14 protein-coding genes are annotated in these 11812 nt (G+C 41.9%); 13 read left to right on the top strand and 1 reads right to left on the bottom strand.

The window, feature by feature from the left end; translation table 11 throughout:
- The first annotated feature begins 242 nt into the window (after positions 1-242).
- The 13 genes from metA (at position 243) to whiA (ending at position 10918) form a co-directional block, all read left to right on the top strand.
- Positions 243-1187 (top strand): homoserine O-acetyltransferase MetA, encoded by a 945-nt coding sequence (metA, locus tag ADI58_RS03610; RefSeq protein WP_049521499.1) that lies wholly within the window; start codon positions 243-245, stop codon positions 1185-1187.
- Positions 1188-1195: 8 nt separating this feature from the next.
- A complete protein-coding gene (locus ADI58_RS03605) occupies positions 1196-1873 on the top strand; it encodes a DnaD domain-containing protein (protein ID WP_049521498.1) in 678 nt (225 codons plus the stop codon).
- A 97-nt stretch (positions 1874-1970) separates the two neighbouring features.
- Positions 1971-2729 carry a triose-phosphate isomerase gene (gene tpiA / locus ADI58_RS03600; protein ID WP_049521497.1) on the top strand — a complete coding sequence of 253 codons (759 nt, stop codon included), beginning with the start codon at positions 1971-1973 and terminating at the stop codon, positions 2727-2729.
- Positions 2730-2762: 33 nt separating this feature from the next.
- A complete protein-coding gene (lytC, locus tag ADI58_RS03595; protein WP_080982455.1) occupies positions 2763-4277 on the top strand; it encodes a choline binding-anchored murein hydrolase LytC in 1515 nt (504 codons plus the stop codon).
- A 235-nt stretch (positions 4278-4512) separates the two neighbouring features.
- A complete protein-coding gene (locus ADI58_RS03590) occupies positions 4513-5031 on the top strand; it encodes a Dps family protein (protein ID WP_045604665.1) in 519 nt (172 codons plus the stop codon).
- 130 nt (positions 5032-5161) lie between these two features.
- Positions 5162-5668, top strand: coding sequence for a dihydrofolate reductase (locus ADI58_RS03585; protein WP_049521495.1), 507 nt, complete (start codon positions 5162-5164; stop codon positions 5666-5668).
- Positions 5668-5838 carry a hypothetical protein gene (locus tag ADI58_RS11365; protein ID WP_000442260.1) on the top strand — a complete coding sequence of 57 codons (171 nt, stop codon included), beginning with the start codon at positions 5668-5670 and terminating at the stop codon, positions 5836-5838. The genes ADI58_RS03585 and ADI58_RS11365 overlap by 1 nt, the downstream gene beginning before the upstream one ends.
- Positions 5839-5874: 36 nt before the next feature.
- Positions 5875-7107: an ATP-dependent Clp protease ATP-binding subunit ClpX gene (gene clpX, locus ADI58_RS03575; protein ID WP_012972566.1), complete on the top strand. Its 1233-nt coding sequence runs from the start codon at positions 5875-5877 to the stop codon at positions 7105-7107.
- An 8-nt stretch (positions 7108-7115) separates the two neighbouring features.
- Positions 7116-7703 (top strand): ribosome biogenesis GTP-binding protein YihA/YsxC, encoded by a 588-nt coding sequence (yihA, locus tag ADI58_RS03570; RefSeq protein ID WP_049521494.1) that lies wholly within the window; start codon positions 7116-7118, stop codon positions 7701-7703.
- A 10-nt stretch (positions 7704-7713) separates the two neighbouring features.
- Complete coding sequence (locus ADI58_RS03565) at positions 7714-8094, top strand: RidA family protein (protein ID WP_049521493.1); 381 nt, start codon at positions 7714-7716, stop codon at positions 8092-8094.
- Positions 8095-8145: 51 nt separating this feature from the next.
- Entirely contained in the window at positions 8146-9036 is an 891-nt protein-coding gene (rapZ, locus tag ADI58_RS03560; RefSeq protein WP_000163055.1) for an RNase adapter RapZ, read from the top strand.
- Positions 9033-10010, top strand: a complete 978-nt coding sequence (locus ADI58_RS03555; RefSeq protein ID WP_023943688.1) for a YvcK family protein — start codon at positions 9033-9035, stop codon at positions 10008-10010. The genes rapZ and ADI58_RS03555 overlap by 4 nt, the downstream gene beginning before the upstream one ends.
- Entirely contained in the window at positions 10007-10918 is a 912-nt protein-coding gene (whiA, locus tag ADI58_RS03550; RefSeq protein WP_049521492.1) for a DNA-binding protein WhiA, read from the top strand. The genes ADI58_RS03555 and whiA overlap by 4 nt, the downstream gene beginning before the upstream one ends.
- A gap of 514 nt (positions 10919-11432) precedes the next feature.
- On the opposite strand, the gene ADI58_RS03545 is transcribed toward whiA, so the two are convergent.
- The coding region (locus tag ADI58_RS03545; protein WP_049521491.1) for a hypothetical protein at positions 11433-11812 on the bottom strand (380 nt) is incomplete at its 5' end.

Genomic DNA, 11812 nt, shown 5'->3' with positions numbered 1-11812 from the left:
TACTCAATGAAAATCAAAGAGCAAACTAGGAAACTAGCCGCAGGCTGCTCAAAGTACAGCTTTGAGGTTGCAGATAAAACTGACGAAGTCAGCTCAAAAAACTGTTTTGAGGTTGCAGATAGAACTGACGAAGTCAGTAACATATATCTACGGCAAGGCAACGTTGACGCGGTTTGAAGAGATTTTCGAAGAGTTTCAAACATATGCAATGATTCCTGAAAGAATACAGTTAGGAGAGGGTTATGCCGATTCGAATTGATAAAAAATTACCAGCTGTTGAGATTTTACGGACAGAGAACATCTTTGTCATGGATGATCAACGTGCGGCCCACCAAGATATCCGTCCCTTGAAGATTTTAATTTTAAATCTCATGCCACAGAAAATGGTCACAGAAACCCAGTTGTTACGCCATTTGGCCAATACACCCCTGCAACTGGATATTGATTTTCTCTATATGGAAAGCCACCGTTCTAAGACAACTCGTTCAGAGCACATGGAGACCTTTTATAAAACTTTTCCTGAAGTCAAAGATGAGTATTTTGATGGCATGATTATCACGGGTGCTCCCGTTGAGCATTTACCATTTGAGGAAGTGGACTATTGGGAGGAATTTACCCAGGTGCTTGAGTGGTCTAAGACCCATGTCTATTCGACCCTTCATATCTGCTGGGGTGCTCAGGCGGGACTCTATCTGCGCTATGGTGTAGAAAAATACCAGATGGACAGTAAGTTATCAGGTATTTATCCTCAGGACACCCTAAAAGAGGGTCACCTTCTCTTTAGAGGCTTTGACGATAGCTATGTATCCCCTCATTCACGGCACACGGAGATTTCTAAGGAAGAAGTCTTAAACAAAACCAATCTCGAGATTTTATCAGAAGGACCTCAGGTTGGGGTTTCTATTTTGGCCAGTCGTGATTTACGAGAAATTTATAGTTTTGGGCATTTGGAATATGACCGTGATACCTTGGCAAAAGAGTATTTCCGAGATTGTGACGCAGGTTTAGACCCACATATTCCAGAAAATTACTTTAAAGATGATGATGTTAATCAGGTACCTTGTCTTTGTTGGTCTTCATCAGCAGCTCTCTTTTTCAGCAACTGGGTGAACTATGCCGTCTATCAGGAGACGCCTTTTGACTGGAGAAAGATAGAAGATGATGCATCTGCATATGGGTATTTATAAGAGGAATTATGACATATTTAGACGCTTTTAAATCAGGGAACTTGGTTTTACCGAGTGCCCTGCTCTTGCATTTTAAGGAACTCTTTCCTTCTAGCGACGATTTTCTGGTCTGGCAATTTTTCTATTTGCAAAATACGACAGGCTTAGATGAAATGTCCCCAAGCCAGATTGCTGAAAGGATTGGCAAGGAAATTTCGGATGTCAACCAGTCCATTTCCAATCTGACGGAAAGGGGACTGCTCCAGTATCGTACTATCGAATTAAATGGCGAAATTGAATTGCTCTTTGATGCTAGTTTGGCCTTGGAATTCTTGGATAACTTGCTTGGAGCTCCTACTTCGAGTTCAGACCAGTTGACACCTCAAAACCAGCTCAAGGATTTGGTAGAAACCTTCCAACAGGAGTTGGGACGTTTGTTGACGCCTTTTGAAATTGAGGATTTGATCAAGACACTAAAGGAAGATGGGACCAGTGCTGACTTGATTAAGGAGGCTCTTCGTGAAGCGGTTTTGAATGGCAAACCAAACTGGAAGTACATCCAGGCGATTTTGAGAAATTGGCGCCATGAAGGAATCAAGAGTGTGGCTCAAATCGAGGCCAAGCGGGCAGAAAGAGAAGCCAGCAATCCTCAGTTGACACAGGTATCTGCAGATTTCAGAAATGCTATGGATCTTTGGAAGGATTAATCCATGCAAGCAGGCTTGAAATCCGAGTAAGATTTGCAAGCTGTGTCTAATTGTGATAAAATAAATAGAAAATAAATTGAAAAAAGAGGTATGTGAAATGTCACGTAAACCATTTATCGCTGGTAACTGGAAAATGAACAAAAATCCAGAAGAAGCTAAAGCATTTGTTGAAGCAGTTGCATCAAAACTTCCTTCATCAGACCTTGTTGAAGCAGGTATCGCTGCTCCAGCTCTTGATTTGACAGCTGTTCTTGCTGCTGCTAAAGGTTCAAACCTTAAAGTTGCTGCTCAAAACTGCTACTTTGAAAATGCAGGTGCTTTCACTGGTGAAACTAGCCCACAAGTTTTGAAAGAAATCGGTACTGACTACGTTGTTATCGGTCACTCAGAACGCCGTGACTACTTCCATGAAACTGACGAAGATATCAACAAAAAAGCAAAAGCAATCTTTGCAAACGGCATGCTTCCAATCATCTGTTGTGGTGAATCACTTGAAACTTATGAAGCTGGTAAAGCTGCTGAATTCGTAGGTGCTCAAGTATCTGCTGCATTGGCTGGTTTGACAGCTGAACAAGTTGCTGTATCAGTTATCGCTTACGAGCCAATCTGGGCTATCGGTACTGGTAAATCAGCTTCACAAGACGATGCACAAAAAATGTGTAAAGTTGTTCGTGACGTTGTAGCTGCTGACTTTGGTCAAGAAGTTGCAGACAAAGTTCGTGTTCAATACGGTGGTTCTGTTAAACCTGAAAACGTTGCTTCATACATGGCTTGTCCAGACGTTGACGGTGCCCTTGTAGGTGGTGCGTCACTTGAAGCAGAAAGCTTCTTGGCTTTGCTTGACTTTGTAAAATAATCAGTAGCAAAAGCTAGGTGGAACAGCATTGAGATGTCTGTTCCATTTTTTATAGGAGAGGAAAGATTGAAAACAAAGATTGGAAAAATTGGATTAGCAAGTATCTGCTTACTAGGATTTGCAACTAGCCATGTCGTTGCAAATGAAACTGAGGTAGCAAAAACTTCGCAGGATGCAAGGACAGTTTCAAGTAGTTCAGAGCAAAATCAGTCTTCTAATAAAACTCAAACGAGCGCAGGAGTAAAGACCAATGCTTCTGCCCACTGGGAGGGGGATTATTATGTAAAGGCTGATGGTTCCAAAGCAAAGAGTGAGTGGATTTTTGATAACTACTATAAGGCTTGGTTTTATATTAAGTCAGACGGTCGTTATGCTCAAAATGAGTGGCAGGGCAATTACTACCTAAAATCAGGTGGTTATATGGCTAAGAATGAATGGGTTTATGATAACGCCTATAAGAATTGGTTTTACCTGAAGTCTGATGGTTCTTATGCTAACCAGGAATGGCATTCTGTTGGAGGTAAATGGTACTATTTTAAAAAATGGGGCTATTTAGCTAAAAGTCAATGGCAGGGAAGTTATTTCCTAAATGGTCAAGGTGCCATGATGCAAAATGAATGGCTTTATGATCCAGCCTATTCATCTTACTTCTATCTCAAGTCTGATGGTTCTTATGCAAATCAAGAGTGGCAAAAGGTAGACGGCAAGTGGTACTATTTCAAGAAGTGGGGTTACATGGCCAAAGATGAGTGGCAGGGTAACTACTATTTGACAGGAAGTGGTGCTATGGCTACTGGTGAATTAGTCATGGATGATGCTCGCTATATTTTTTCTGACTCAGGTGAGTTAAAAGAAAAGAAAGACTTGAATGTTGGCTGGGTTCACCGAAATGGCAGACGTTATTTCTTTAACCATCGTGAAGAACAAGTTGGGACTGATCAAGTTAAAAAGGTCATCGATGTCAGTGAACACAATGGTCGTATCAGTGACTGGAAAAAGGTCATTGATGATAATGGCGTTGATGGAGTCATTGTTCGTTTGGGCTATAGTGGAACTGAGGACAAGGAATTGGCTCATAATATTAAGGAGTTAAACCGTCTTGGAATTCCTTACGGTGTTTATCTCTATACTTATGCTGAAAATGAGACTGATGCTGAGAATGATGCTAATCAGACCATTGAACTCTTGAAAAAATACAAGATGAACTTGTCTTACCCTATCTACTACGATGTTGAGAACTGGGAATATGTCAATAAGAGCAAGAGAGCTCCAAGTGATACTGGAACCTGGGTCAAGATTATCAACAAGTATATGGCAACAATGAAACAGGCTGGTTATCAAAATGTGAAAGTTTATAGCTACCGTCAACTTTTACAAACTCGTTTGAATCATCCTGATATTTTGCAACATGTCAATTGGGTTGCTGCTTATACTGATGCGCTTGATTGGACAAATCCTCATTATTCAGGTGAAAAAGGATGGCAATATACCTCATCTGAATACTTAAAAGGAATTCGTGGTCGAGTTGACGTCAGCGTTTGGTATTAAGATATAAGTTTGAGAAAGGAGTGTGCAAGAAAATTGCATCCTCTTTTTCTTTATTTTGTCGCAGTTAAGAGAGGTGTAAGGGGACTGTGTTTTATTCTAAAAATTCTTAAATTATCAGTCTATTGCAACTTTTCTCATGTGAGTCATTTGGCTTGCTTTTGGTTTTCCTTAGTAGTATACTAAGATAGTAATCAGTAAGAAGTGGTTACAAATAATAATGAATGAGGTAAAAACAATGGTAGAATTGAAAAAAGAAGCAGTAAAAGATGTAACATCATTGACAAAAGCAGCGCCAGTAGCATTGGCAAAAACAAAGGAAGTCTTGAACCAAGCAGTTGCTGATTTGTATGTAGCTCATGTGGCTTTGCACCAAGTGCACTGGTACATGCGTGGTCGTGGTTTCCTTGTATGGCATCCAAAAATGGATGAGTACATGGATGCTCTTGATGGTCACTTGGATGAAATCAGCGAACGTTTAATTACCCTTGGTGGCAAACCTTACTCAACTTTGACAGAATTCCTTCAACACAGTGAAATCGAAGAAGAAGAAGGAGAATTCCGTAACGTTGAAGAAAGCTTGGAACGCGTTCTAGCTATTTATCGCTACCTCATCACTCTTTTCCAAAAAGCTTTGGATGTGACTGACGAAGAAGGCGATGATGTTACAAACGATATCTTTGTTGGTGCTAAGGCTGAACTTGAGAAAACAGTTTGGATGATTGCAGCAGAACTTGGACAAGCACCTGGTTTGTAAGAAATAGAATAATCATATAAAAATCTGTAGGATGTCTCTTACGGATTTTTTCTATTCTGTAAGCTATTCCAAACCAGTCTTTTTTTGAGTTTTTTGATAAAATAGTACTATCAGTGAAAAGGATGGAAGCATGACTAAGAAAATCGTAGCTATTTGGGCCCAGGATGAAGAGGGTGTGATTGGTAAGGACAATCGTCTGCCTTGGCATTTGCCAGCAGAACTGCAACACTTCAAAGAAACAACTCTAAATCATGCTATCTTGATGGGGCGCGTGACCTTTGATGGGATGGGGCGCCGCTTGCTTCCAAAACGGGAGACCTTGATTATGACTCGTAATCCAGAAGAAAAGATAGATGGAGTTGCTACTTTTCAGGATGTCCAGTCTGTTCTCGACTGGTATCAGGCCCAAGAAAAGAATCTCTACATTATCGGTGGGAAGCAGATTTTTCAGGCTTTTGAACCCTACCTTGATGAAGTGATTGTGACTCAAATTCATGCTCGGGTGGAGGGCGATACCTATTTCCCTGAAGAGTTTGACTTATCTCTTTTTGAGACTGTTTCAAGCAAATTTTATACCAAAGATGAGAAAAATCCTTATGATTTTACCATCCAATACCGCAAGAGAAAGGAAGTCTAATGGAACGTAGTATATTTGGTTTTTTCACAGCCATGCTGTGTTTGGTCTGTTTGCTTGCTGGGGCACAGGCTTTTCGTAAAAAGCGTTATGGACTTTCTGTCCTGCTCTGGTTAAATGCTTTTACCAATTTGGTCAATAGTATCCATGCTTTTTACATGACCTTATTTTAGATAGAATGACAGTATAGAATAGAACGGAAGGAAATCATGCCTACAAATAGGAATAATGATATGATGGTTTATTGCTCATTTTGTGGCAAAAGCCAAGAAGAAGTACAAAAAATAATCGCTGGGAACAACGCCTTTATCTGTAATGAATGTGTAGAGTTAGCCCAGGAAATCATTCGGGAGGAGTTGGCTGAGGAAGTCTTGGCAGACTTGTCTGAAGTTCCAAAACCAATCGAACTTCTCCATATCTTGAACCACTATGTAATCGGTCAAGATCGTGCCAAGCGTGCCTTGGCAGTTGCAGTTTACAACCATTACAAACGCATCAATTTTCACGATACACGCGAAGAATCAGAAGATGTGGATTTGCAGAAGTCAAACATCTTGATGATTGGTCCAACTGGTTCAGGGAAAACATTCCTTGCCCAGACCTTGGCTAAGAGTTTAAATGTACCTTTTGCCATTGCAGATGCGACAGCTCTTACTGAGGCTGGTTATGTAGGTGAGGACGTAGAAAATATTCTCCTCAAACTCCTGCAGGCTGCTGACTTTAATATCGAACGTGCAGAGCGTGGCATTATCTATGTGGATGAAATTGACAAGATTGCCAAGAAGAGTGAGAATGTATCGATTACCCGTGATGTTTCTGGTGAAGGGGTGCAACAAGCTCTTCTCAAGATTATCGAGGGAACCGTTGCTAGCGTGCCGCCTCAAGGTGGACGCAAGCATCCACAACAAGAGATGATTCAAGTGGATACTAAAAATATCCTCTTCATCGTGGGTGGTGCTTTTGATGGTATTGAAGAAATTGTCAAACAACGCCTGGGTGAAAAAGTCATCGGATTTGGTCAAAATAATAAAGCGATTGACGAAAACAGCTCTTACATGCAGGAAATCATCGCAGAAGATATTCAAAAATTTGGTATTATCCCTGAGTTGATTGGACGCTTGCCAGTCTTTGCAGCTCTTGAGCAATTGACGGTTGATGACTTGGTTCGTATTTTGAAAGAGCCAAGAAATGCCTTGGTTAAACAATATCAAACCTTGCTTTCTTATGATGATGTCGAGTTGGAATTTGACGACGAAGCCCTTCAAGAAATCGCCAATAAGGCCATCGAACGGAAGACAGGTGCGCGTGGTCTTCGCTCCATCATAGAAGAAACCATGCTAGACGTCATGTTTGAAGTACCGAGTCAGGAAAATGTGAAATTGGTCCGCATCACAAAAGAAGCTGTCGATGGAACGGATAAACCAATCCTAGAAACAGCCTAGAGGTGACTATGGAACTTAATACACATAATGCTGAAATCTTGCTCAGTGCGGCGAATAAATCCCACTATCCGCAGGATGAACTGCCAGAGATCGCTCTTGCAGGGCGTTCAAATGTTGGCAAGTCTAGCTTTATCAATACCATGCTGAACCGCAAGAATCTAGCCCGAACATCAGGTAAACCTGGTAAAACCCAGCTTCTCAATTTCTTTAATATCGACGATAAGATGCGCTTTGTGGATGTGCCTGGTTATGGCTATGCCCGTGTTTCTAAAAAGGAACGTGAAAAGTGGGGGCGCATGATTGAGGAGTACTTAACGACTCGGGAAAATCTCCGTGCGGTAGTCAGTCTAGTTGACCTTCGTCATGACCCGTCAGCAGATGATGTGCAGATGTACGAATTTCTCAAGTATTATGAGATTCCGGTTATCATCGTTGCGACCAAGGCGGACAAGATTCCTCGTGGTAAATGGAACAAGCACGAATCAGCAATCAAAAAGAAATTAAACTTTGACCCAAGTGACGACTTTATCCTCTTTTCATCTGTCAGCAAGGCAGGGATGGATGAATCTTGGGATGCAATCTTAGAAAAATTGTGAGGAAAAGAAAATGACAAAAACAATTCATACAGATAAGGCCCCAAAGGCTATCGGACCATATGTTCAAGGAAAAATCGTTGGCAACCTTTTGTTTGCTAGTGGTCAAGTTCCCCTATCTCCTGAAACTGGGGAAATCGTTGGAGAAACGATCCAAGAACAGACAGAACAAGTCTTGAAAAACATTGGTGCTATTTTGGCAGAAGCAGGAACTGACTTTGACCATGTTGTCAAAACAACTTGCTTTTTGAGCGATATGAACGACTTTGTTCCTTTTAACGAGGTTTACCAAACGGCCTTTAAAGAGGAATTTCCAGCTCGTTCAGCTGTGGAGGTAGCTCGTCTTCCTCGTGATGTAAAAGTCGAAATTGAAGTCATCGCAGAGATTGGATAAGCTAGTTGAAGTTTGGTGTTGCCAAACTTCTTTTGATATAAGGAGAAAAAGATGACAAAGAAACAACTTCACTTGGTGATTGTGACAGGGATGAGTGGTGCTGGGAAAACCGTGGCCATTCAGTCTTTCGAGGATTTGGGTTATTTTACTATTGATAATATGCCGCCAGCCCTCTTGCCTAAGTTTTTGCAGTTGGTGGAAACAAAGGAAGACGACCATAAGTTGGCCTTGGTAGTGGATATGCGTAGCCGTTCTTTCTTCTCAGAGATTCAAGCTGTTTTGGATGAGCTGGAAAATAAGGAAGAACTGGACTTTAAAATTCTCTTTTTGGATGCAGCTGATAAAGAATTGGTCGCTCGTTACAAGGAAACCAGACGGAGTCACCCACTAGCAGCAGACGGTCGTATTTTAGACGGAATCAAGTTGGAACGTGAACTCTTGGCACCTTTGAAAAATATGAGTCAAAATGTTGTGGATACGACAGAACTTACTCCACGTGAGCTGCGCAAAACCCTTGCAGAGCAGTTTTCAGATCAGGAACAAGCCCAGTCTTTCCGTATCGAAGTCATGTCTTTTGGCTTTAAATATGGAATTCCGATTGATGCAGACTTGGTCTTTGATGTCCGATTCTTGCCAAATCCCTATTATCTACCAGAACTTCGAAACCAAACGGGTGTGGATGAACCTGTTTATGACTATGTCATGAATCATCCTGAGTCAGAAGACTTTTATCAACATTTATTGGCCTTGATTGAGCCGATTTTGCCAAGTTACCAAAAGGAAGGGAAGTCCGTTTTGACCATTGCCATGGGATGTACGGGTGGACAACACCGTAGTGTGGCCTTTGCTAAACGCTTGGCGCAGGACTTATCCAAGAATTGGCCTGTTAATGAAGGGCATCGTGACAAAGACCGAAGAAAGGAAACGGTAAACCGTTCATGAGAAAACCAAAGATAACGGTGATTGGTGGAGGAACTGGGATTCCTGTCATTCTAAAAAGTCTGCGGGAAAAAGATGTGGAAATCGCTGCTATCGTAACGGTGGCGGATGATGGTGGTTCATCAGGTGAACTCCGAAAAAATATGCAGCAATTGACACCGCCAGGTGATCTTCGTAATGTCCTTGTGGCCATGTCGGATATGCCTAAGTTTTATGAGAAAGTCTTTCAGTATCGCTTTTCTGAAGATGCTGGAGCCTTTGCTGGCCATCCATTGGGCAATCTCATTATTGCAGGTCTGTCAGAAATGCAGGGTTCGACCTACAATGCCATGCAGTTGCTGAGCAAATTTTTCCACACAACTGGGAAGATTTATCCTTCCAGTGACCATCCCTTGACCCTTCATGCAGTCTTTCAGGATGGGACAGAAGTGGCTGGAGAGAGTCATATTGCAGACCATCCAGGCATGATTGACCATGTCTATGTGACCAATACCCTCAACGATGATACGCCTCTGGCTAGCCGTCGAGTAGTGCAGACCATTCTTGAAAGTGACATGATTGTCCTCGGACCTGGTTCCCTCTTTACCTCGATTTTGCCCAATATCGTGATTAAGGAAATCGGGCAGGCGCTTTTGGAAACCAAGGCAGAAATCGCCTATGTCTGCAATATCATGACCCAACGTGGGGAGACGGAACACTTTACAGATAGTGACCACGTGGAAGTCTTGCATCGTCACCTTGGCCGACCTTTTATCGACACTGTCTTGGTGAATATCGAAAAAGTGCCTCAGGAATACATGAATTCCAACCGTTTTGATGAATATTTGGTGCAGGTGGAACATGATTTTGCAGGTCTTTGTAAGCAAGTTCCACGCGTGATTTCATCCAACTTCCTCCGTCTGGAAAATGGTGGTGCCTTCCACGATGGGGATTTGATTGTGGACGAATTGATGCGCATTATAAAGGTGAGAAAATGAGTTTCACAGTAGCAGTAAAAGAAGAAATCCTAGGTCAGCACCATCTAAGTCGGCATGAATTATCTGCCATTATCAAGATGTCTGGCAGTATAGGCCTCTCGACTTCGGGCTTGACCCTGTCTGTTGTGACAGAAAATGCTAAGCTAGCTCGGCACCTCTATGAGTCCTTTCTCCATTTTTATGAAATCAAATCGGAAATCCGACACCACCAACGGAGCAATCTTCGCAAGAATCGAGTCTATACTGTTTTTACAGATGAAAAGGTGCAGGACCTGCTGAGTGATTTGCACTTGGCAGACTCCTTTTTTGGTCTTGAAACAGGTATTGACGAGGAGATTTTATCAGACGAGGAAGCAGGTCGTGCCTATCTCTGTGGTGCTTTCTTGGCAAATGGAAGCATTCGTGACCCTGAGTCAGGCAAGTACCAGTTGGAAATCAGTTCTGTTTATCTGGACCACGCGCAAGGGATTGCCTCCCTTCTTCAGCAGTTTTTACTGGATGCTAAGGTGCTTGAGCGTAAGAAGGGGGCTGTGACCTATCTCCAGCGTGCTGAAGATATCATGGACTTCTTGATTGTTATCGGGGCCATGAAGGCGCGTGATGATTTTGAGAGGGTTAAGATTTTGCGAGAAACCCGTAACGACCTCAATCGGGCCAATAATGCCGAGACAGCCAATATCGCTCGGACAGTTTCTGCCAGCATGAAGACTATCAACAATATCAGCAAAATCAAAGATATTATGGGCTTAGAAAATCTGCCAGTGGATTTGCAGGAAGTAGCGCAGTTGCGGATTCAGCACCCAGACTACTCTATCCAGCAGTTGGCAGATAGCCTCAGCACCCCTCTGACCAAAAGTGGTGTCAACCACAGACTCAGAAAGATAAATAAATTAGCCGATGAATTATAAAGACATAAAACACCTCTTTCTTGACAATTGAACAGAACATGTGAGATAATAAATAAGAATTGAGAAGTTCTAGCATTTTAGTGCTAAAACAGAAATCCCCTAGGTACTGCAATACCAAGGGGATTTTTTCTGGGTTAGATAGCACTAACCAGGAAAGTTACTTGTCGAAGTGATCGTCTAACCAACGAGTCACCAGCCATGAGATGATACTCTCGATGACTGCGATAAGTACTATTTTGAGAAGTTCTAGCATCTGTAATACCTCCTTTTCCAAGGCGTATCGTTAGTGCCATCGTTATTATATCACATGCTCTATCAATTTGATAGGACATTTTTGCTTTTTGAAAAAGAAGGGGAAAGGCAAAAAGCAATGTCATTAAGTTAAGAAATTTAGCTCTTTAAAATCAAAAACGCATAATATCAGATATTGAAAACCGTGATACTATGCGTTTTATTGTGAGAAAATTTATTTCATTTTCTCCTGAAATTGAGTTTTTACCCAGTCTCTAATGAGTTATTTCCAAGTGACCAGTTCGCTCCAAACGCTAACATTCGATATAGTAGAGGTTTCACCAGCTGGAACCCATTTGTTGGTGCCTAAGTATCTAACTTCTAGTTTACGAACGTTTACTGTGTAAGATGCTTTTAGTCTAATATAACCATAAGTGTAGGGTGGTACGTTATGGGAGACTGAGTGATTTAAACTAAGTCCAGCTCCAGACTCCGGAGCAGAAAAGCTAACACCTGCACCTACAGTCAGAGTAGCTCCAGCTTTTCCACCATAGGCAGTTGAACTTACAGGACCTGATGTGGTGCTTTTCTTGTAAGAGTGAGAGTATTTAGTTCTATAGTCTGCAACACCAGTTGCATTAGAACGAGTCTGATACGTAGATT

This window comes from Streptococcus mitis (genome assembly GCF_001074635.1).
In the GTDB taxonomy this organism is placed as follows: Bacteria; Bacillota; Bacilli; order Lactobacillales; family Streptococcaceae; genus Streptococcus; species Streptococcus mitis_E.
This window is presented reverse-complemented; position numbering and strand designations above follow the sequence as displayed.

Coding starts and splice junctions, on each gene's coding strand:
- metA (WP_049521499.1), top strand. CDS start 243: ATGCCGATTCGAATTGATAAAAAATTACCAGCTGTTGAGATTTTACGG.
- ADI58_RS03605 (WP_049521498.1), top strand. CDS start 1,196: ATGACATATTTAGACGCTTTTAAATCAGGGAACTTGGTTTTACCGAGT.
- tpiA (WP_049521497.1), top strand. CDS start 1,971: ATGTCACGTAAACCATTTATCGCTGGTAACTGGAAAATGAACAAAAAT.
- lytC (WP_080982455.1), top strand. CDS start 2,763: ATGTCTGTTCCATTTTTTATAGGAGAGGAAAGATTGAAAACAAAGATT.
- ADI58_RS03590 (WP_045604665.1), top strand. CDS start 4,513: ATGGTAGAATTGAAAAAAGAAGCAGTAAAAGATGTAACATCATTGACA.
- ADI58_RS03585 (WP_049521495.1), top strand. CDS start 5,162: ATGACTAAGAAAATCGTAGCTATTTGGGCCCAGGATGAAGAGGGTGTG.
- ADI58_RS11365 (WP_000442260.1), top strand. CDS start 5,668: ATGGAACGTAGTATATTTGGTTTTTTCACAGCCATGCTGTGTTTGGTC.
- clpX (WP_012972566.1), top strand. CDS start 5,875: ATGCCTACAAATAGGAATAATGATATGATGGTTTATTGCTCATTTTGT.
- yihA (WP_049521494.1), top strand. CDS start 7,116: ATGGAACTTAATACACATAATGCTGAAATCTTGCTCAGTGCGGCGAAT.
- ADI58_RS03565 (WP_049521493.1), top strand. CDS start 7,714: ATGACAAAAACAATTCATACAGATAAGGCCCCAAAGGCTATCGGACCA.
- rapZ (WP_000163055.1), top strand. CDS start 8,146: ATGACAAAGAAACAACTTCACTTGGTGATTGTGACAGGGATGAGTGGT.
- ADI58_RS03555 (WP_023943688.1), top strand. CDS start 9,033: ATGAGAAAACCAAAGATAACGGTGATTGGTGGAGGAACTGGGATTCCT.
- whiA (WP_049521492.1), top strand. CDS start 10,007: ATGAGTTTCACAGTAGCAGTAAAAGAAGAAATCCTAGGTCAGCACCAT.